This is a genomic window from Bryocella sp., from assembly GCF_058498515.1.
This window is the reverse complement of record NZ_JBMHYI010000013.1, coordinates 51,269-70,303: the sequence shown is the minus strand read 5'-3', so window position 1 is coordinate 70,303 and position 19,035 is coordinate 51,269. Positions and strand designations below refer to the sequence as shown.

19 protein-coding genes and 1 pseudogene are annotated in these 19,035 nt (G+C 63.0%); 7 read left to right on the top strand and 13 right to left on the bottom strand.

Features of this window, described 5'->3' with window-relative positions; all coding sequences use genetic code 11:
• Nucleotides 1-13: 13 nt before the first annotated feature.
• Together AC5E6W_RS04185 and AC5E6W_RS04180 are read left to right on the top strand one after the other, a co-directional pair.
• Complete coding sequence (locus tag AC5E6W_RS04185; RefSeq protein WP_491751004.1) at nt 14-1,267, top strand: ABC transporter permease; 1,254 nt, start codon at nt 14-16, stop codon at nt 1,265-1,267.
• Between the two features lie 9 nt (nt 1,268-1,276).
• Nucleotides 1,277-2,533: an ABC transporter permease gene (locus AC5E6W_RS04180; RefSeq protein ID WP_491751003.1), complete on the top strand. Its 1,257-nt coding sequence runs from the start codon at nt 1,277-1,279 to the stop codon at nt 2,531-2,533.
• Between the two features lie 87 nt (nt 2,534-2,620).
• Here the strand turns inward: AC5E6W_RS04180 and AC5E6W_RS04175 are convergent, their stop codons facing one another.
• Together AC5E6W_RS04175 and AC5E6W_RS04170 are read right to left on the bottom strand one after the other, a co-directional pair.
• Nucleotides 2,621-2,896 carry an anti-sigma factor family protein gene (locus tag AC5E6W_RS04175; protein ID WP_491751002.1) on the bottom strand — a complete coding sequence of 92 codons (276 nt, stop codon included), beginning with the start codon at nt 2,894-2,896 and terminating at the stop codon, nt 2,621-2,623.
• A gap of 194 nt (nt 2,897-3,090) precedes the next feature.
• Nucleotides 3,091-3,774, bottom strand: a complete 684-nt coding sequence (locus AC5E6W_RS04170) for a sigma-70 family RNA polymerase sigma factor (protein WP_491751001.1) — start codon at nt 3,772-3,774, stop codon at nt 3,091-3,093.
• Nucleotides 3,775-3,973: 199 nt separating this feature from the next.
• On the opposite strand from AC5E6W_RS04170, the gene AC5E6W_RS04165 reads away from it, so the two are divergent.
• Together AC5E6W_RS04165 and AC5E6W_RS04160 are read left to right on the top strand one after the other, a co-directional pair.
• A complete protein-coding gene (locus AC5E6W_RS04165) occupies nt 3,974-6,328 on the top strand; it encodes a lytic transglycosylase domain-containing protein (protein WP_491751000.1) in 2,355 nt (784 codons plus the stop codon).
• A gap of 180 nt (nt 6,329-6,508) precedes the next feature.
• On the top strand, nt 6,509-6,796 hold the full coding sequence (locus tag AC5E6W_RS04160; protein ID WP_491750999.1) for a hypothetical protein: 288 nt from the start codon (nt 6,509-6,511) through the stop codon (nt 6,794-6,796).
• A gap of 102 nt (nt 6,797-6,898) precedes the next feature.
• Here AC5E6W_RS04160 and AC5E6W_RS04155 read toward each other — a convergent pair whose 3' ends face one another.
• From AC5E6W_RS04155 to AC5E6W_RS04110, 10 genes and pseudogenes are all read right to left on the bottom strand, one after another.
• Nucleotides 6,899-7,876 carry a hypothetical protein gene (locus AC5E6W_RS04155; protein ID WP_491750998.1) on the bottom strand — a complete coding sequence of 326 codons (978 nt, stop codon included), beginning with the start codon at nt 7,874-7,876 and terminating at the stop codon, nt 6,899-6,901.
• A 136-nt stretch (nt 7,877-8,012) separates the two neighbouring features.
• The gene (gene ftcD / locus AC5E6W_RS04150; protein ID WP_491750997.1) at nt 8,013-8,939 is read right to left on the bottom strand and encodes a glutamate formimidoyltransferase; all 927 of its coding nucleotides are present in this window, start codon (nt 8,937-8,939) and stop codon (nt 8,013-8,015) included.
• A 105-nt stretch (nt 8,940-9,044) separates the two neighbouring features.
• Entirely contained in the window at nt 9,045-9,794 is a 750-nt protein-coding gene (locus tag AC5E6W_RS04145; RefSeq protein ID WP_491750996.1) for an acyloxyacyl hydrolase, read from the bottom strand.
• 73 nt (nt 9,795-9,867) lie between these two features.
• Entirely contained in the window at nt 9,868-10,608 is a 741-nt protein-coding gene (locus AC5E6W_RS04140) for a YebC/PmpR family DNA-binding transcriptional regulator (protein ID WP_491750995.1), read from the bottom strand.
• A gap of 373 nt (nt 10,609-10,981) precedes the next feature.
• Nucleotides 10,982-11,176, bottom strand: coding sequence for a hypothetical protein (locus tag AC5E6W_RS04135; RefSeq protein WP_491750994.1), 195 nt, complete (start codon nt 11,174-11,176; stop codon nt 10,982-10,984).
• A 53-nt stretch (nt 11,177-11,229) separates the two neighbouring features.
• A complete protein-coding gene (locus AC5E6W_RS04130; protein ID WP_491751015.1) occupies nt 11,230-11,565 on the bottom strand; it encodes a retropepsin-like aspartic protease in 336 nt (111 codons plus the stop codon).
• A gap of 342 nt (nt 11,566-11,907) precedes the next feature.
• On the bottom strand, nt 11,908-13,200 hold the full coding sequence (gene lysA / locus AC5E6W_RS04125) for a diaminopimelate decarboxylase (protein WP_491750993.1): 1,293 nt from the start codon (nt 13,198-13,200) through the stop codon (nt 11,908-11,910).
• Nucleotides 13,197-13,523 carry a PspC domain-containing protein gene (locus AC5E6W_RS04120; protein WP_491751014.1) on the bottom strand — a complete coding sequence of 109 codons (327 nt, stop codon included), beginning with the start codon at nt 13,521-13,523 and terminating at the stop codon, nt 13,197-13,199. The genes lysA and AC5E6W_RS04120 overlap by 4 nt, the downstream gene beginning before the upstream one ends.
• 3 nt (nt 13,524-13,526) lie before the next feature.
• Nucleotides 13,527-13,592, bottom strand: a pseudogene (locus AC5E6W_RS04115) (zinc-ribbon domain-containing protein); the annotation flags it as partial.
• Between the two features lie 200 nt (nt 13,593-13,792).
• Entirely contained in the window at nt 13,793-15,040 is a 1,248-nt protein-coding gene (locus AC5E6W_RS04110) for a tetratricopeptide repeat protein (RefSeq protein WP_491750992.1), read from the bottom strand.
• 145 nt (nt 15,041-15,185) lie between these two features.
• Between AC5E6W_RS04110 and AC5E6W_RS04105 the strand changes: the two genes are divergently transcribed.
• The 3 genes from AC5E6W_RS04105 to AC5E6W_RS04095 all read left to right on the top strand — a co-directional run bounded on the left by AC5E6W_RS04105 (nt 15,186) and on the right by AC5E6W_RS04095 (nt 17,451).
• A complete protein-coding gene (locus AC5E6W_RS04105) occupies nt 15,186-15,464 on the top strand; it encodes a hypothetical protein (RefSeq protein ID WP_491750991.1) in 279 nt (92 codons plus the stop codon).
• Between the two features lie 80 nt (nt 15,465-15,544).
• Nucleotides 15,545-16,948 (top strand): peptidase associated/transthyretin-like domain-containing protein, encoded by a 1,404-nt coding sequence (locus AC5E6W_RS04100; RefSeq protein ID WP_491750990.1) that lies wholly within the window; start codon nt 15,545-15,547, stop codon nt 16,946-16,948.
• Entirely contained in the window at nt 16,948-17,451 is a 504-nt protein-coding gene (locus AC5E6W_RS04095; protein WP_491750989.1) for a DUF4149 domain-containing protein, read from the top strand. Before AC5E6W_RS04100 ends, AC5E6W_RS04095 begins: the two co-directional genes overlap by 1 nt.
• Before the next feature lie 169 nt (nt 17,452-17,620).
• Here the strand turns inward: AC5E6W_RS04095 and AC5E6W_RS04090 are convergent, their stop codons facing one another.
• Nucleotides 17,621-18,733 carry a VWA domain-containing protein gene (locus AC5E6W_RS04090; RefSeq protein ID WP_491750988.1) on the bottom strand — a complete coding sequence of 371 codons (1,113 nt, stop codon included), beginning with the start codon at nt 18,731-18,733 and terminating at the stop codon, nt 17,621-17,623.
• Between the last annotated feature and the right edge of the window lie 302 nt (nt 18,734-19,035).

Sequence of the window (19,035 nt, the reverse complement as noted above, 5' to 3'; positions counted from 1 at the left end):
GCGGCTGAGCCCTATGCCGATCCGAGAGATCATCCTCCAGACACTTGCCGCCCTGCGCGAAAGCAAGCTGCGCAGCTTCCTCACGATGTTCGGCATCGTCTGGGGCATCACGTCCGTCATCCTCCTCGTGGGGCTCGGCATCGGCTTCAATCGCGACCAGCACGAGCGCATGAAAGGCCTCGGCACCGATATCGCCATCATGTTCGGCGGTAAGACCGACCTTCCCTGGGAAGGCTATGCCTCCGGTCGAGACGTGCGCTTAAACATCGCCGACGCTATCGCCATCCGCGATGGCGCCCCGCTGGTCAAGACCGTCTCCCCGGAGATCCGGTCCACGGTCCAGCAAGTAAGCCGCTACAACGCCTCCAGCCGTGCCGTGCGCGGCGTGTGGCCCCAGTACCAGACCTTCCGTTCGCTCAGCGTCTCTGAAGGCCGTCTGATGAACGACGAGGACGAGCAGGACGGAGCCCGCGTCGTGCTCCTTGGCTTCGACAGCGCGCGCCAGCTCTTCCCCGGCAAGCCCGCTATCGGCGAAACCGTCATGATCGCCGGCTATCCCTACATCGTCATCGGTGTGATGGAGAAGAAGAAGCAGAACGGAAGCTACGGCTCTGGCCCCGACAACTCACAGCTCTTCGTCCCCTTCAGCGCCATGGAGCGCGACTTCCCCATCACCGGCAAAAACATCACCGAAGGCTCCGTCAGCAACATCGTGATTCAGCCCGTCTCCGCCGCGCTGCACAAGCAGGCGGTGCATGAGGTCCGCGTCATCCTCGGAGCGCGCCACCACTTCGACCCCGTCGATCCCGACGCCGTCTGGACCTGGGACACACTCCAGGGCGCGGAGTTCACCGACCACATCTTCGGCGCCATGACCATGTTCTTCGCCATCGTCGCTCTGCTCACGCTCGCCCTCGGCGGCATCGGCGTCATGAACATCATGCTCGTCGCCGTCACCGAACGCACCCGCGAGATCGGCGTGCGCAAGGCCCTCGGCGCCACGGCCAAGGACATCCGCCGCCAGTTCCTCGCCGAATCCGCCGTCATCACCCTGCTCGCTGGGGGCATCGGCCTGGCCTCCGGCACAGGCCTCTGCCTCATCATGCGGTTCATCCCCATGCCGGACTTCATCCCGCATCCCGCCATCTCCACCTTCGCCATCGTCGCTTCGCTGGTAACGCTCGCCGCCATCACGGTCTGCGCCGGCATGTATCCCGCCCTGCGCGCCGCCCACATGACTCCCATCGAGTGCCTGAGAACGGACTGATCGACCCACATGCAATTCCGTGAAGCCATTGCGCAATCCATCTCCTCGCTGCAGCGCAACCGCCTGCGCTCCGTCCTCACCATGCTCGGCATTGTCTGGGGATTGGTCACGGTGGTGCTGCTGCTGAGCTACGGACGCAGCCTCGGCCAGACCGTCCTCAATGGCTTCCTCGGCCTCGGCGACAACGTCATCATGGTCTGGGGCGGACAGACCTCCATGCAGGCCGGCGGCGAGCGCTCCGGACAGAAGATCCGCTTCCACGCCGGAGACATGGAAGCTGTCCGCGACTCCCTGCCCTTCCTCAAGGCCGTCTCCCGCGAGACCGATGACTCCTTCGCCATCAAGTATGGCGACAAGGTCGTCAACATCTCCTCCAAGTGCATCGATCTCCCCTACGGCGGCATGCGCCGGCTCTACGTCGAGCAGGGCCGCTACTTCGAAGCCGGCGACTTCAGCGATCACCGCAACGTCATCATCTTCGGAGCCCACGCCGCCCAGCAGCTCTTCAACGGCTATCCCCCCGTAGGCGAAACCGTCGAGGTCGAAGGCCATCCCTTCACCGTCATCGGCGTCCTGCGCAACAAGATCCAGGACTCCTCCAACAACGGTCCCGACAACGAAAACGTCTTCGTTCCCTTCGACACCCTGCGCGAGATCCGTCAGCAGCGCGATCCCAACTCTATCGTCTTCCAGCCCTCCTCCGGCGATCAGCATCTGCAAGCCCTGCAAGCCGTGCGCACCGTACTCTCGCAGCGCTATCACTTCGACCCCAAGGACGAGAAAGCAGTGCCCGCATGGGACACCGTCGAGGACGCAAAGCAGATGATGCAGTTCAACATTGCACTCGAAGTCCTGCTCGGCCTCATCGGCGCGATGACGCTCGCCGTCGGTGGCATCGGCGTCATGAACATCATGCTGGTCTCAGTCACCGAACGCACCCGCGAGATCGGCCTCATGAAGGCCCTCGGCGCCCGCCGCCGCGACATCCTCGCCCAGTTCCTCATGGAGAGCCTCGTACTCACCTTCCTCGCCGGCATCATCGGCATGATCGTCGCGGTCGCCGCCGGCTACATCATCCCGCCTATGCCGCTCTACTCCGAGATCTACAAGACCGCCAATCACGAAGGTGACATCGTGCTCCGCGCCAGCATGGGAACCCTCGGAGCCAGCTTCGTCATCCTCGCCCTGGTCGGAATCGTCTCCGGCTTTCTTCCCGCCTGGCGAGCCGCTCGCATGGATCCCGTCGTCGCCCTGCGGCACGAGTAGCGGCAGCTCACCCGCAGCAAAGGAAAAGGCCCGGAACGCAATCCGCGCTCCGGGCCATGAATTCTTGATCTTTCTTCTACGACGAAACTACTTCGCCCCGGCAGACGTCTTCGCGTCCGACGTGTCCGCCACATGCTTGCGGCAGCGATCCATGATCGCGCCCCGCAGCTTCGACGACAGGTCATCGGGAAACTCATAGGGCTGGTGTCCACGATAGACGTCGATCGTCTGGCGAGTCGTGTCCACAACCACTTCACAGTGATGACACGAGCCGAGGTGCTCTTTCACCTCTGTAAGCAGCTCAGCGTCGATCTGACCGTCAAAGTAGTCGGTAAGTTTCGCCAGAAAATCGGTGCAATTCACTTCGAGCCCTCATCGGGAACGGTGGCTGCTCATCTGCCCGCCGTTCTTCAGCATCAGATTTCACCACGCTGCGCCCGCAGACGTGTCGCCCTGCATTTTCGTACTCGCTCGCCGCTCTCTGCCGAGAGATCAGCAGCAAAGTCAGCAAGTCTACTTCCCTGGACCCATACCATCGGCCTGCGACGATACACCTGTCAAGCAGGTGTCGCCTTACGGAAATACCGGCTCAACCTCTCGCGAAGCTGAAGCCGCGCACGCAGGAGCCGGCTTTTTACCGCTGGAACACTCAGTCCCAACGCTTCGGCCGTCTCCTCGGTCGACAAGTTTTCGATGTCTCTCAGGGTGAAAACGGTGCGAAAACCTGGGGGCAGGCCCGCAATCGTCTTCCGCAGGATGTCCCCAAGCTCCGATTGCGAGAAGGTTTGCTCAGGATTCGGCCGCCATTCCGCAAAGTCCCGCGGAATCGAGCCCTCGTCGGTCTCCACGTCCTGGTCCATCGAAACCGTCTTCGAAGTCTTCCGCTTGCGCAGCCGCATCAAACTCTCGTTCACGGCAATCCGCACGAGCCAGGTCGAGAACTTCGAGTTCCCCTTGAACTGGTCCAGCTTCTGGAAGGCCTTGAAAAAGACATCCTGGGTGATGTCCTCGGCGTCTTCGCGGTTCTGCGTAATGTGCAGGGCGGTGCGAAAGATCTGCCGGTCGTACTGCCGGATCAGCTGCTCGAAGGCTGCCGTGTCGCCGGCACGCGCGCGCTCGACCAGGGCCACATCGGGATGTGGCTCGGCGGTAACGTCCGCTTGGGCGTCCTCGGCTGGCTCGACGACCGTATCTTCGGTCGGCTCCAGCTCGTCGTCGATCGTTGAAAGTTCTGCTGCCATGATGCTGACTCTTCTAGTGTACCGCGTCTCCCTTCGCAACACCCGTTGGTGGGACTCCGCAACCCCTCCCACGGCCCCGGAGGGTTCCTATCGCTATACCCCTCGCACACTACCTTTCGCCGCCGCGACTCCAAACAGCGTCGTAGAGTCCAATAGAGGGATTCAGTTGGGAGACAGATTGACTAGGGGTTGGACCACAATGACGGCAGCGCTGCTGATGGCCACGTTGGCCAGCGGTGCCGCTGCGCAGGCGCCAAAGAAGCACAACGCAAACTCGAGCCAGGCCTCCGCCGCGCACAGCAAGGCGAAAAGCCCCGCCGGCCATGGGAAAAACTCCGCCAGCCGCGCAAAGAGCACCTCCCGCGGGGCAGCCGCAGGAAAGATCCACAGCCACGCCGCCCGTGCCGTGCCCGAGACCCCCGAGAGCCGCCGCCTCCACGCCGCGTTCGCCGCCTCGTCCACACTCCGGCCCATGGCTCAGCAGCTAGCCTCCACCCGCAGCGCCGCCGCCTACGCAGGCGTCGAGGCTTACGCCCGTTCGCACAGCGGCGACGCCGGCTCGGCAGCCCAGATCGCTCTCGGCCACGCCTACGCCATGGACCACCGCTACCCCGAGGCCGAGACCGCCTACCGCGCGGCCGGCGCCGGCAACGGCGTACTGGCCGACTACGCCGACTACCTCGCCGCTCAGGCCGCCGTGAACGCCAGCCGCCCCGCCGAAGCCGCGCCGCTCCTGGAGCACTTCGCCGACCGCCACCCCGGCAGCCTCTTCGTCCCCAGCGCGCCCGTCCTGCTCGCCAAGGCCTACCTCGTCGCCAACGATCCCCAGAACGCCCTTCGCGTGCTCGCTCCGCTGGAGGCCAAGCTCAATACCGCACCCTCGTTCGAGGCCACACCGGCCCAGCCGCCCACCAACCTCGATCTCCGCATGACCCTCGCCAAGGCCTACCAGGCCACGGGCAACTTCGCCAAGGCCGCCGGCTTCTATCGCGGCATCTTCCTCGGAGCTCCCGTCTCCGGCGAAGCCGCCGCCGCCCGTCAGCAGCTCGACGTCATGAACATCCCGCTCACCCCGGTCGAGCGCAAAGAGCACGCCGACGCCCTCTTCAACGCCAAGCAATACGGCGAGGCCGCCAACGAGTACCACGCCCTCGAGCACTCCAGCTCTGGCCTCAACCAGGCCGACAAAGACGCCCTCGAAATCTACGCTGCCGTCTGCGACCTTCGCCTCAAGCGCCTCAGCCGCCACGACGTCAGCAACCTTCCCGTGACCAACGACGACACCGCCGCCCTGCGCGTCTACTTACAGTCGGAACTGGCACGGAATGAAGGCAACGCCGCCGAGCAGGACGACCTCGTCCGCCAGCTCGTCGACCGCTATCCGCAGAGCCGTTGGACCGAGGAAGCCCTCTACTCCGCCGGCAACAACCACCTCGTGCGCCGCGATACCCTCCAGGCCGCCGACGACTACGCCTCCCTCGTTGAGCACTTCCCGCGCAGCACCTACGCCCCCAACGCCCACTGGAAGGCCGCGTGGATGTACTACCGTCTGCACCGCAACGCCGAAGCAGCGCGCCTGATGGACGAGCAGATCACCCGCTACCAGGGCGGCGCCGAAGTCCCTGGGGCCATCTACTGGCGCGGCCGTCTCTACGAGGAAGAGGAACACAACCCCGCCCAAGCCCTGAACTACTACCGGGCCCTCGACGCGAGCTTCGTCAACACCTACTACGGCATGCTCGCGCGGCAGCGCATCGCCATGCTCGGCCAGCAACCCGCCGTCGCACCCGCCGCAGCACTCGCCTCACTTCATCCGCCGGATGCCTTCGACCTCGTCGATTCCCTGCCGGAAAACGACGTCCATCTCATCAAGGCGCGCCTCCTCGCCAACGCCGGCCTCAACGACTACATCCGCCCCGAAATCATGCTTAGCCCCACCGGCAAGGAGTGGGGAGCGCTCGCCGAGGCCGAAATCTACCAGAGCTTCGGCGAAACCACCCGCGCCCTCCAGGCCATGAAGCGCAGCGGAATCCCTTTCCTCTCCGTACCGGTCAGCGGCATCCCGCTCGCCTACTGGAGGCTCGCCTTCCCTGAACCCTACTGGGGCGCCCTGAGCGCCGACGCCCAGGCCAACGACCTCGATCCCTACCTCGTGGCCGCCCTCATCCGCCAGGAATCCGAGTTCAACGCCGGCGTCATCAGCTACGCCAACGCCTACGGCCTCATGCAGTTGCTTCCCTCCACCGGCAAGCAGATCGCCAAGCGCAACGGAGAGCGCAAGTTCGCCGCCAGCCAGCTCCTCGACCCCACCGAGAACCTCAAGCTCGGCACCATCTACCTGCACCAGGCCATCGGCCGCTGGGATGGCCACGTCGAATACGCCCTGGCCTCCTACAACGCCGGCGACACTCCAGTAAAAGCCTGGGTCGCCCAGAACGACTACCGCGACATGCCCGAGTGGGTCGAATCCATTCCCTACACCCAGACCCGCGAATACGTGCAGGCCATCGTCCGCAACCGCGAACTCTACCGAGCCATCTACTCCGGCAAGTAACGAGGGTCACCTCAACCCGTGACTTGCTGGCGACCCGCTGTCCTCGACCTATCGCCCCGCCGATGCCTGTATCACCTTCGGTTGCGCCTGCGGCCGCTGTAACACCAACGTGGAATGTCTCCGAGCAGGTGCGACCGATAAAACCAAAGGTGAACCAAACGGCCTGAGGAGAGCTTGTCCATGCTGAACGCCATCCCGCTCGACCCAGATCTTCCGCGGCAACGCCGCACCGTACGCAGTGGCCTCTTCTACTCCGGCCTCTCCATCGCTGTCGCTCTCTTCGTGCTCGGGAAACTCCCCGCCGTCGACGCCCTTCTGGCCTCGCTCGACGCCACTCTCCGCGCGCACGGCAGCCAGATCGTCAGCGCGTTACTCCGCGTGATCCCCTTCGGATTTGTGGCCGTCGGAAGCTTTGGCCTGGTATATAAAACTCTTGGCGTCCTCAGTAAGACAGGCCGCTCAGCCTAGAACGCGCAAGCAATCGCTCAGACGGCACACATTACTAAAGTATCTAAAGGCGGCCAGATGGCCGCCTTTAGTACTGCATGAGCTTTCTATTTGGACGAAAGCTTACTTGACGACCTGCTGGAACAATGGCGAGGTCAACAGGCTCGCAAACTGGCCATCCGACGACGAATAGCCCACGTTCAGGTCGCTGCCCGCCGAATCCACCCGGGTCTCGTCCAGCGCACTCTTCTCCAGCGGCGAGCCCGAGCTCTTCTTCAGGATCATCACGCCCTTCATCACCGTCGCTGCCGTCGCCGCCGTCATCGAGTCGCTCAGCACCACGGTCATGTCGAACTTCACGCCGTTGGAAAACTCCATCGTGTAGCGCGAGCTGCGGAACGCCGCCTGCACCGTGTTGTAGTCCGCCAGCTGCGAGGCCGAGCCCATGACGCTCTTCATCATGGTCTCCGTACCCTTCTGGTCCAGCAGGCTCCACACGGCGCGCGAGTCCACCATGGTCATCTCGTTCATCATCTGGCTGTTCTGCAGGAAGTTCGGAGCCAGCCCGTCGCGGGCGTCAAGCGCCGCCTTCACCGCATCCTTGTCACCAAAGACCATCGTCGTCTGGTTCAGGAACGAAACGCTCATCCCACTGCTGCCCATCGGGTAGATCTGGTTATTGCGGAGGACGACCGGCTTGATCTTGTTCTTGGTGAAGTAGCCCATCACCGAGGCAGTCTGGAACTGCCCCTGCGCCACACCAAGAATGTGCGCGTTGTTCGAGGAAGAACTCGAGGAGGAGCCCCCCGTACGGAAGGCCGCGAACGCCAGCGTGTCCGCGTCCTGGTCCACCTTCAGCCCGCTCGTCTTTAGCGCCGTCTCCAGCCGCTTCAGCTCAGGAGGCAGCACCCGATCCTTCAGCTGCATCGCCGCCGGCGAGTTCTGCATCGCTCGGTAGTCCACCACGATGATCTGCTGCACGTCCTTCGGGATCGACGACCGTGCATCGCCGCTCAGCTGCGCTGCTTGCAGCGCAAAAGGTGTCGCCAGTCCAGCCGCCAGCGCCATCGTTGTTGCCCACTTCATCATGCTCATCGCCATCTTTCGTATGCTCCTGCCGCCCTGCAGCTGCACGACCGGCTTCGAGTTCACTCTACGCCAATCCGCCGCGGCGGCCCCTAATGCTGTATCAAATTTTGTCGTCCGCGTTCCGTCAGAGATCCCGCCACGGTGCGCCCTACGGCCACGCCAGCGGGTGATCCAGCCTGCGCTCCAGCACCTTCTCTTCCGGGTCGAACTGGTGTGTTTGACGTACCCATTCCGCGTTCGGTTCATATGCCTGCTCGGGAATCAGGCCGATCAGTTCTCCCTCGGCCAGCGTCGCGCCATGCTTCTCCGCAATCTCCCGGACCGTCGCATACAGCCGCGACATCGGCGTGCGCTGGAAGTCGGTGATGTTCATGCTCACCTGGGCGCGGCCATTAGCCAGCACTCCCATCGCCTTTACCCCGTAAAGCCCGCCGCCGGACGCCCGGATCTCCTTGGCAATCCCGCGCGCCTGCCCCACGTCCGGCCCTGAAGACTGCGTCGTCAGGTAAATGTTGTATGCAATCAGGAACTTGCGCGCCCCGATGGCGCTCGCTCCCGCGCTCGCATGCGGCTCCGGACCGCCCACATCCGGCCGACGCATTGCATCCTTCGCCGCATCCCGAACCAGGCCCTCAAACTGCCCGCGCCGCACATCTTCCAGGTTAACTCGGTCGGGACGCGTCGCCGCCGCCTCATAAAAGTACGAGGGAACCTTGAACCGCTTCCACAGCGCCATCCCCGCCTGGTGCGCCAACATCGCGCACTGCACCAGCGAGATGTTGGCCACCGGGACGAACGGGATCACATCCGCCGCACCGATGCGCGGATGCTCTCCGCTCTGCCCACGCAGATCGATCAGCTCCGCAGCCTTGCCTGCTCCCCGCACGGCGGCCTCGACCACAGCCTCCGGAGCCCCCGCAATGGTCACCACGGAGCGGTTGTGGTCCCCATCCAGCGAGAAGTCCAGCAGCTCCACCCCGTCCACGCGCATGGCACGGACGATGGACTCAACCTTCCCCCGATCCCGCCCCTCGGAGAAATTCGGTACGCACTCAATAATCTGTCGCTCTGGCATGATTGCTTCTTCGTGCTGGTACCTGGCCCGCAGTCGCCTTTCTTGTTGTCATCCCCGAAGGGGATCTGCTGTTCAGCTATTTAGCTCTTCTGCTGTTCTGCTGCTTCACTTCCACCAGCTATATCCCGCCGAAAATTGCACACTCGCATTCACACCGGGGTTCTTATCCCCCAGGCTCGCCGACGAGATGTGCACGGCATTCGCGGAGAAGTCCAGCGAGCGATGCGGCTTAAGAAAATAGTGCGCGCCCACGCCGAACTGCGGTGTGAAATTCCACACGCTCGTGTCGGTGTTCGGCCCATCGTTATTCAGGTTCAACACCGGCGAACCGAACGCCGGATATTTGTGCGTCGTGTACAGCAGACCGCCCGCACCCTGCACCCACGGCATGAACCGCTGACCGTGCGTGAAGTTCCACCGCAGGATAATCGGCGTAATCGACGCTCCGTGATACGTCCCACCCACCGTGTAGAGCGGCGTGCAATACGCATTGCCGGGAGCATAAAACGTCGTGCCCGTCACCTGGGTCGGGTAGCATGCCGCACGTTGGAACTTCGGCGTATTCGACTGCCAGTACGGAAACAGCTCAATCCCATACTCGAAGTTGCCTTTCAGGTGGCCCGTCCCAATCTCCGACGTCAGCACCTTCCCGATATGCGCGCCCGCCATGTAGAACTGGAAACTGTTCCGGTCCTCGGTCAGCCCAACCCCGCCCTGGAACAGCCCCCCGACCACCCACGGAGTCCGGTTGGCCTCGGCGCCTACCGCCGTCACCGCTGTCGGAGCCTGCGCCTGCGCCGCGGCTCCCGCCATCATCACTCCACCCAACAACCCAGCCAGCCAGCCCTTGCGCAATTTGCCTCCTCACAGTCGAAAGCCGCCCCGAGGGCGGCCTTCGCATCTCGAATCTCGCATCTAGAATCTGTATTTACGCCGTTACCGGCTCTTCATCCATCTCGAAGTTGGAGTACACATTCTGCGTGTCATCCAGGTCTTCGAGCGCATCCAGCAGCCGCTGCATCTGCGCCGCGGCCGTGCCCTCAAGTTTGGTGTAGGTCGAAGCCACCATCGTGATCTCGGCCGACAGCGTCTCGATCTTCGCCGCCTTCAACGCCTCGTTCACCGCGTTGAAGTCCGCCGGTGCCGTCGTGATCTCCCAGTAATCGCCTTCCGCCGAAAGATCCTCAGCGCCGGCTTCGAGCACGATCTCCGTCAGCTTGTCCTCGCTCGCCGCATCCTTCTCGACGACCAGCAAGCCCTTCTTCGCGAACATATAGCCCACCGACCCGGTCTCGCCCAGGTTGCCGCCGTGCTTCGAAAACGCATGCCGAACCTCGCTGACAGCCCGATTGCGGTTGTCCGAAAGACACTGCACGATCACCGCAACACCGCCCGGCCCGTAGCCCTCGAACTGGATCTCTTCGTAGTTCGCACCCTCAAGCTCGCCCGTACCCTTCTGGATAGCGCGCTTGATGTTGTCCGCAGGCATATTCTCCGCCTTGGCCGCCGCAATGGCGGTGCGCAGGCGCGGATTGCCGTCCGGATCGCCGCCGCCAAACTTCGCTGCCACGGTGATTTCCTTGATCAGTCGCGTGAAGATCTTGCCACGCTTGGCGTCGAGCGCGCCCTTCTTATGCTTGATGGTTGCCCATTTGGAATGGCCGGACATTGCTACAACTCCAGTGCGGATCTGAATCCGAATTTGTCAGTGCGCCAGCATCGCCAGCCGCTCTGGAAAGGGCCAAGTACGCCCAACATCAGAGCCTTACACCGAGAAAATTCTAGCACGCAGGGGTGTGGGCGACGCGCGATGCCTCGATGCCCTTAGGTCGCTTTTGGGTTGCGTTCGCTGCGAGAGCCTGACAGCATGACTGGTATGACGATCAAGCGTGCAGCCACGATCGCCGGCGTTTGCGCGGCCCTCATGGTCGGCTGCGGGACCGCCGCGGATCACGCTGGTCTCGGTCCATGTGGAGGCCCGGGACTCCCGTTTCTTCTGGGCGCGGCTCTCTTCGCATTGACCGCCGCAGGGTTTCTGGCCGTCACGACCTGGCTCGCGGGCAGACGCCTATGGCAGCGCCGCCGCACACCGACAGCGCGGCCGCAAATTTGAGGGCCAAAGGCCCAACGACATACCAGCCCAGGGCGAAGCCCTGGGTAACGTCCACCATCCCAAGCGAGCGCTGAAAGCGCGACACATAGGCTGACCATCGAAACTCGCGAGCATCGACAGCCATGCGATAACTCCACGGCTACGCCGAGGTTGCCAAACTCCTAAACTACCTCGCCATCAAACGCGGTAGATCCGCTCGATCCGGCATTCGCGTGCCGCAGCGTCGAACGTGACCGTGAAGTGTTCGAAGTAGCCTTGCATCCCGAGAAGCCCGGCGACTGGAAGGTTCTCTTGAAATGCCGCGAGAATCTTCACCGGGCCGCCGCGAACATACAGCGCAACCTCATGAAGCCACATCTCCTGCGGGCCGCCGATACCAACAGAGATCACTCGCGTTCCGGATCGCAACTTCAAGCCCAGCTGCACCGCGTACGCGGCATGAAATACGCACCTGCTCGCTCCCGAATCCAATACAGCCTCGAAAGTCTTGCTGGCTCGTACCGACCTGCCGATTGCGGAGAGCTAGACCCTTTCGGACACGACATAGGTAATGCCATCTTGTCCGTCCGGAATCTCGCGATAAGGGATCGTGACACGGCCCGTCAAAGCGCCAAAGGACCCCAAAACGGCGGCGTCTTCAGGATCACAGCAGGCTCGTCCAACGCATCAACCTGATCGGATACCTCTTGGAGGGTGCCCGTCGCGAGGATGCGAGACTCATCGTCAGACAACGCGATCCACGTGTCCAATGGAGCAGATTCGAGAGCCCTCAAGCGAGCATGCGGGTCGAGTGCCATGGAAACCTCCGTCTCTGCCGCTCAGGTATAGTCTGCGGCCCCACATGAGTCAAGCCATTCAGAGAATCTCGCCCGCCAGCATATCCTCAACAGTCTCCCGCCGCCGGATCAACCGCGCTTCCCCACCCTCGACCAACACCTCCGCAGCCCGCCCGCGCGTGTTGTAGTTCGAGCTCAAACTCATCCCATACGCGCCCGCATCCAGCAGAGCCACAAGGTCACCCGCCTCGACCTCTTCCATCGAACGATCCCTTGCAAAAAAGTCCCCCGACTCGCACACCGGCCCGACAATATCCGCCGTCGTCTCGCTCCGTCCGCGAAGCTCCACCGGAACAATCTCATGGTGCGCCTGGTACAGCGCAGGCCGAATCAGGTCATTCATCGCTGCATCGGTGATCACAAACCGCTTCGCCCCGTTCTGCTTCACCGCAATCACCCGCGTCACCAGCGCCCCAGCCTGCGCGATGACGAACCGTCCCGGCTCCAGCAGCAGGTGCACATTCAGCCCCGCAATCACATCCTTGATCGCCGCAGCGTAAGCCGTCACGCGCTCCGCAGGATCGAACTCGGCACGGCCGTACTCAATCCCAAACCCACCACCCGCGTCGAGGTAGCGAATGTTCAGCCCATCCGCCCGCAACTCCTCAATCAGCTGCCGCACCCGCGCCACCGACTCCGCAAACGGAGCCACATCGCGAATCTGCGATCCAATGTGCACGCTCACACCCGTAGGCTCCAGCCCCGGCAGCGTTGCCGCATGCGCATAGATCGCCCGCGCCCGGTCGATCGCGATACCAAACTTGTGCTCCCGCATGCCCGTCGAGATGTACGGATGCGTCTCCGCAAACACATCAGGATTCACCCGCAATGCCATCCGCGCCGTCTTGCCCAACACCTGAGCCCGTGCGGCCAGCAGTTCCAGCTCGGCCTCGCTCTCCACGTTGAACATCAGGATGCCAGCGTCCAGCGCTGCGTCGATCTCCCAAGCCAGCTTGCCCACGCCTGAGAACACCACGCGGCCCAGCGCCTCAGGCGCAGCCCGCCGCACCCGCTCCAGTTCGCCACCGGAAACAATGTCGAACCCGCAACCGATCCCGCCAAGCATCTTCAGCAGCGCCAGCGAGCTGTTCGCCTTCACCGCATAGCAAAGCGTGTGCGGCACATCGTCAAACGCGTGCTGCAGCAATGCCACACGCGAGCGCACATTGTCCGCCGAGTACACATACAACGGCGTGCCGTACTCGTCAGCCAACGAAGCAAGATCCACGCCCGAGACCTCCAGGCGTGGACCGTTGTAAGCAAAGGGCCGTGGCCCCAAATCAATAGTGCTGTCAGCCGTACGTTCGTTCACGAAGCAGAAGGTCCTGTCTCACCGGAGTAGGGCGCCGCAGGAGGAGGTGGCGGCGGCGCGACATTCTGAGTGTACGGCGTGTACGGCGGCAGAGCATACTGCTCGTTCGGCATCACGATCCACGCGATAAAGTACGCCAGGATCGGCGAGCCGCATCCCAGCACCACCAGGGCCACTAGCGCGATCCGCACCAGCGTTACGTCCCAGCCATAGCGCAGCGCAAACCCCGCGCACACTCCCGCGATCGCGCGTCCCACGCGGGGACGGAAAAGCTGCGTCTGCACCGGCGGCACAACACCCTGGTAGTTAGCTTGGTTATTCATCGTTGCACCACACTGGCTGCAGAAACGAGCCCCCGTGTCATTTGTCTTTCCACATACATTGCAGGTCATATCCGCTCCTTAACCAACATGTATTCATACGCGCTTAATGCAACGTTTGTTCCCTGCTTGCGCAGCGCCAGCTCTTCCACTGTCTCCATTCAGCTATTCAGCTACTTAGCTATTTAGCTGTTCTGCTGTTCTGCTGTTCTGCTCCTCTGCTGTTCTGCTCCTCTGCTGTTCTGCTGTTCTGCTTCTCTGCTTCTCTGCTATCACTTACCCACGTACGGACTCTTCATATACTTCCGCGCTGCGTCCCCCTGCGACTGATCGCCACCCGGCGCCGCGGCCTGCTGATACGCATGCATTGCCGTCGCCCGATCATGCAGCAGATCGCTCACCTGGCCCTCGTACAGCCACGCCCGCTTACGCAGCCAGTCGCTGCAGTTCGCCTGCTGCACGACCTTGAGATACCCCTCCTGCGCGCCCTTCAGATCGTTATACCCACGCATCGTGTCAGCCATGCCGAACCACGCCAGCTGCAACCGCGCATCCACGAAGTATCCCGGCTTCCCCGCATCCTCCAGCACCTTCTTGTACTCCGCAATCGCCTCAACCCCATGCCCCTCATCCTTCAGCAGGTTCGCAACCTCGAGCCGAAACAGATAGTCGTGCGGATACTGCGCCGCGAGCCCGCGCTCCACCTCCAGCGCCTCCGGATACCGCCCATCATGCCGCAGAAACAGCGACAGCGCCGTACGCGACTCCACGCTCGTCACCACACCATGCGCCGCCGCATCCTTCAGCAGCGCAATGCCCTTCTGCTTCGATCCCCCCACGCCCATGATGCCCACGATCATCCGCACCCAGCCCGGCAGGCTCGCCACCGCAAACTGCTGAATGCCCACCGCCATCTTCGCGTCCGCATACTGCGGGTCGAGCTTCAACACTGCCTCGCTGTCATTGCGCGCGGCATAGCCCTGCCGCGCTGCAGCCGAGAAGGCATGGTCCGCCAGCGTAATAAACGAGGCGTGCAGTCCCCTCGCATAGCCGCGCGCAAACAACGCGTCCTTGTCGTTGGGATTGACCTTCAGCGCCGCATCGCTCAGCGAGGTCACCTTCGCTGTGAGGTCCTCAATCGCCTTGCGTTCGTTATTGGGAATCTCCACCTGCCGCTTCGTCGACAGAAAACTGTCATGCGCGTAGTAGGTCGTATCCAGCAAATCCTGCTGGTACAGCCCGCGGAACACATGCGTCAGAAGCAGGTAGTCGTACGCAATCGGGTCGTTCGGGTGCGCCTGCGCCACTTGCTCGAAGATCCGCTGCGCCCCATCGAAGTCCATCTCGTAGAAGCGTGCATACCCCAGCCGCACCTGCGGATCGAGATTCAGCGCAGCTGTGTGCGGAGGCACTGCCTGCTGTGCTTTCGCCGTCGTCGCACCCATGCCGAAAACCACGGCCATCCCTGCGGCACACAACCGCACACCCAGCCGAACCACCCCACCCAGTCTCAAGCTCACGTTGTCCTTTATTGATGCGGGCCGCGTGCCCAAAGAAAGTTCGTGCGCCCGGTCACAGGCCCATCCCGACCGGCGCACCTACAATATAGATTGGACGCAGGTTGGGCACAGTGAGTCCGCCCCGCCGGGAAAGGCTTCACCTCACATGGATCTCTCCGTCATTCTTCCGCCGCTGATTCTGGTAGCCGTCTGCTTCGCCTACATCTTCTGGCCGCAGCCCCTTACCGGGCCGCAAGTGGAGAAATCTCGCCTGGACTACCTCCGTGAGCGCAAGGAAGCGATCTACGAGAACCTCCGCGACCTCAACTTCGAGTACAAGGCCGGCAAATATCCCGAAGCCGACTTCGAAGCCCAGCGCAGCTCGCTCGAGAGCGAAGCCGCCGCCGTCGTCGACGAAATGGACTTCCTCGGCGCCCGCAGCTAACGACGCCCGCAGCTGACGCCACGCAACTCTGTGCTCCACATCACCGGCTGCCGCGCCATTCCTTGCCGTATCCTTGTTTCGTGCACGGACCCGGACGCATCACCCACTCGCTGAGACTTCTCGCCTTCCTTCTTGCCCTCCCCTTCCTGGCCCACGCCACCGGAATCGTGACGGGCACCGTGACCAATCGCACGGTGGGCAAACCCTCCGCGGGCGACGCCGTCACGCTGCTGAAGCTCACCACCGGCATGGAGGAGGTCAGCTCGACCACCACCGACGCCCATGGCCACTTCTCCGTCAACGTGACCGAAGACGGGATGCACATGATCCGCGTCACCCACGACAAGGCCAGCTACTTCGCCCCGCTCCAGCCCACCACCCACGACGTCACCGTCGACGTCTACGACGCCGCCGTCCAGGTCGATGGAGTCTCCACCACCGTGCAGGAGCTCCACATCGAGGCCACCGCCGACAAGCTGCAGGTCGTCGAAGTCATCCAGGTCACGAATCAGTCGCAGCCGGCCAGGACCCAGTTCGGCCCCAAGGGCTTCGACTTCTACATCCCGCCCACGGCCCACATCATGCGCGCCGTCGCCATGCGCGACCAGCTCCCCGTGCCTGCCACGGCCACCCCGGTGGGCGATGCCGGCCACTACGCCTTCATCTTCCCCATCCGCCCCGGCGAGACGCAGTTCGGCATCTTCTATGACCTTCCCTACAAGGGCAAGGCGGAGATTCCCCTGCACCTTCCCCGCGCCGTAGCGACGCTCGCCGTCCTCCTGCCCCCCAGCATCACCTTCAAAGCGGGCCGCGGCGCCAACTTCACCTCGCAGCCTCCGAGCGCGGACAACGGCAACTCCCAGACCTGGACCGCCTCCCAGGTCGCTGCCGACACCACCCTCAGCTTCTCCATCTCCGGCACCGGAGCCCTGCAGCAGCAAGGCCCCACGCCCGCAGCCGGCACGCCCGGCGGCGGAGCTCCCGCCGACGCCTCTGCCCCCATGGGCGCAGGCGACACCCAATCCGCCACCGCCGACACTCGCCCCGGCGGAGGCCTCGGCAACCCCCTCGACCCTGACGGCAACCGCGATCCCTGGGGCAAGTACAAGTGGTTCATCCTCGCTGGCTTCGTTCTGTTGCTGGCAATCGGCGCAGGCTTCATGCTGCGCAAGCCGGGTAGCGCACCCATCGCGCACGGAACAGCTCCCCTCGACCCCACAGTGGCAAACCCGGTCTACGCCTCCACCACCCAGGCCTACCGCCCCGCCGCACCCGTCTCGGCCGATCAGCAGACCCTCGCCGCCATGAAGGAAGAGCTCTTCGCCCTGGAAACCGAGCGCCTCCAGAAGCGCATCACAGAGGAGGAATACCTGGAGCATAAGGCCGCGCTGGAGAAAGTCCTGCGCCGCGCCCTCAACCGCTCCGGAAACCCAGCTGCGTCGGATGCATCATCCGGCCCCTCGAACCCCACCGGAGCCGCTTGATGCTCACTGTTCTTCGCATCGCCCGGGCCTACTCACTCGCTGTATGGGTGGGGGGCCTGGTTTTCTTTATTGTCGTCGCCGCCATCGCCTTCAAGACCATGCCCACGCAGTTCCTTGCCGGCCAGATGGTCCTGGGCTCGCTGCTGATGCTCCATCGCATCGGCGTCGGAGCCGGCCTGGTCTACCTCGCCGCCACGCTCGCCATCCTCGGCACCCGCCGCGACGGCCACCCCCTCCGCGTCGCCGAGGTCATCCTCGCGGCCATCATGCTCACCCTCACCCTCTACTCGCAGATGTCGATCATTCCCCGCATGGACACCGACCGCAACGCCCTCGGCGGCGACGTCACCAAGTCCAGCCCCGGCGTACCCGCCTACGACGACTTCCAGAAACTCCACGTTCTCTCCACACGAGTCGAGAGCGCCGTCCTCCTCCTCGGCTTCATCGTGATCGCACTCGGCCCCATTCACGGCCGCAACGAATACGTCCCGCCCGTGCTCTAAAAGCGGAGGCAAGCGGAATAGCGAATAGCTGAATAGCTTGAGCGGTGCCGGCGTTTAACTTGCGCCCACGGCGAAGAAAGGGACCAGCTGTGGCTGGTCCCTTTCGTTTCTTCCACTCGCTATTCCTCTATTCCGCTGTTCCGCTATTTAGCTTCTCTGCTGTTCTGCCTCATTCCACCGGCAGCTTCGCCTTGTACCCATCCCTCGCGATGATCGAGTACTTCAGCGGCTTGCCCTTCTCGTCAGCCATCTTCATCGGCTTGCCTTCGTTGTCCACCAGGTACACCTTCACCTTGCGATAGCTTCCATCGTTGGCGGCATTCGTAGGCCGGTACGTCAGCACATACTGGTTGCGAATCGACTGGTTGATCTGCCCGAAGATATCCGGCAGCTCCCCCTGAAAGATCGGCGCGAAGTGCATCCCGCCCGTCATCGCGGCCATCGTCTTCATCTCGTTGTCGCCCTGCAGATAATCCATATGCCGCGGCCCCATGCCGCTGGATAGCTCACGGATCAACCCGCCAGTGCTCACGGTAAAGATGGTCACATTCGGAGTGGCCTTGATCTTCGCCATCATCTGATCCCAGGTAATGCGCGAGAACGTGTCCCGCCCGCTCGATACCAGGATGATGTACTTCCGTCCCTCCACGCGCGTCAGCCGGTCCAGCGTCTCGTACAGCGCATCGAACTCGTTCGTCTCGCTGAACGTCGGAATCACCATGCTCTGCAGCGCCTGCCGCACCACGTCGCGCTCATTGGTGAAGTCGCACAGGATATGCGTCCGCATGTCATAGGTGGCGACGGCGATGTAATCCTCCGGCTGCAGCGTCCGGAAGAACGCCGCCGACGTATTCTGCATGTCCTGAATCAGTGCCCACGAGTTGGCCGCAAACTCCAGCAGCATCACCGCTGTGATCGGCGTCTTCGACAGCCGCAGCGTCTGCACCTGCTGCTCTACGCCGTCCTCGGTCACCAGGAAGTTCGCCTGCTTCAGCCCCGGAACGAACTGATGGTTCTTGTCCAGCAGCACGCTCACGTCGAGGTTCACCACCGGCACATCTACCCGCAGCGAGAAAACCTCGTGGTTGGGGTTCGTCACCTTCTCCTCGGCAGGCGCAGGAGGAGGCGTGTCCTCTTCCTTCTTCTTCGGCAGGACAATCGTTCCGGTATCGGTATCCGGCCCAGCATCGTCAGAAGTCCCGGTTGGAGCCTGCGGCGCCGGTGTCTGGGAAGCGGGCTTCTGCTGGCCCGTACCCGAGCTCGGCGACGTGCTCTGGGCCACCGCGGCAGCTCCCAGCAATAGAATTCCAACCCATGCCGCCGACCACCGCCAGCCCCGACTTATCCTCATCGACATACGCCTACCCTCTTTGCCTCTAACGCAACTAGGTTAGACGACGCGTCGGATTCGCGGTTTAACTTCGGCTTATGCTGCGGAAGATGTGCAACACAAAGGGCCGCCGGGGGGTGCCGGCAGCCCATTGCGTTTCAAATCGCGCCTCCTATCAAGGGTTTCAGCCGGTGGGGGACTGACCCGACCAGAGGCGCGGCACAATTATCGTCACCCACACCGCATCATGCAAG

What these genes read in the sequence shown, in the direction of transcription:
- AC5E6W_RS04185 (WP_491751004.1), top strand. Translation starts at nt 14, where the DNA reads ATGCCGATCCGAGAGATCATCCTCCAGACACTTGCCGCCCTGCGCGAA.
- AC5E6W_RS04180 (WP_491751003.1), top strand. Translation starts at nt 1,277, where the DNA reads ATGCAATTCCGTGAAGCCATTGCGCAATCCATCTCCTCGCTGCAGCGC.
- AC5E6W_RS04170 (WP_491751001.1), bottom strand. Translation starts at nt 3,774, where the DNA reads ATGGCAGCAGAACTTTCAACGATCGACGACGAGCTGGAGCCGACCGAA.
- AC5E6W_RS04165 (WP_491751000.1), top strand. Translation starts at nt 3,974, where the DNA reads ATGACGGCAGCGCTGCTGATGGCCACGTTGGCCAGCGGTGCCGCTGCG.
- AC5E6W_RS04160 (WP_491750999.1), top strand. Translation starts at nt 6,509, where the DNA reads ATGCTGAACGCCATCCCGCTCGACCCAGATCTTCCGCGGCAACGCCGC.
- AC5E6W_RS04155 (WP_491750998.1), bottom strand. Translation starts at nt 7,876, where the DNA reads ATGGCGATGAGCATGATGAAGTGGGCAACAACGATGGCGCTGGCGGCT.
- ftcD (WP_491750997.1), bottom strand. Translation starts at nt 8,939, where the DNA reads ATGCCAGAGCGACAGATTATTGAGTGCGTACCGAATTTCTCCGAGGGG.
- AC5E6W_RS04140 (WP_491750995.1), bottom strand. Translation starts at nt 10,608, where the DNA reads ATGTCCGGCCATTCCAAATGGGCAACCATCAAGCATAAGAAGGGCGCG.
- AC5E6W_RS04135 (WP_491750994.1), bottom strand. Translation starts at nt 11,176, where the DNA reads ATGGCTGTCGATGCTCGCGAGTTTCGATGGTCAGCCTATGTGTCGCGC.
- AC5E6W_RS04120 (WP_491751014.1), bottom strand. Translation starts at nt 13,523, where the DNA reads ATGAATAACCAAGCTAACTACCAGGGTGTTGTGCCGCCGGTGCAGACG.
- AC5E6W_RS04105 (WP_491750991.1), top strand. Translation starts at nt 15,186, where the DNA reads ATGGATCTCTCCGTCATTCTTCCGCCGCTGATTCTGGTAGCCGTCTGC.
- AC5E6W_RS04095 (WP_491750989.1), top strand. Translation starts at nt 16,948, where the DNA reads ATGCTCACTGTTCTTCGCATCGCCCGGGCCTACTCACTCGCTGTATGG.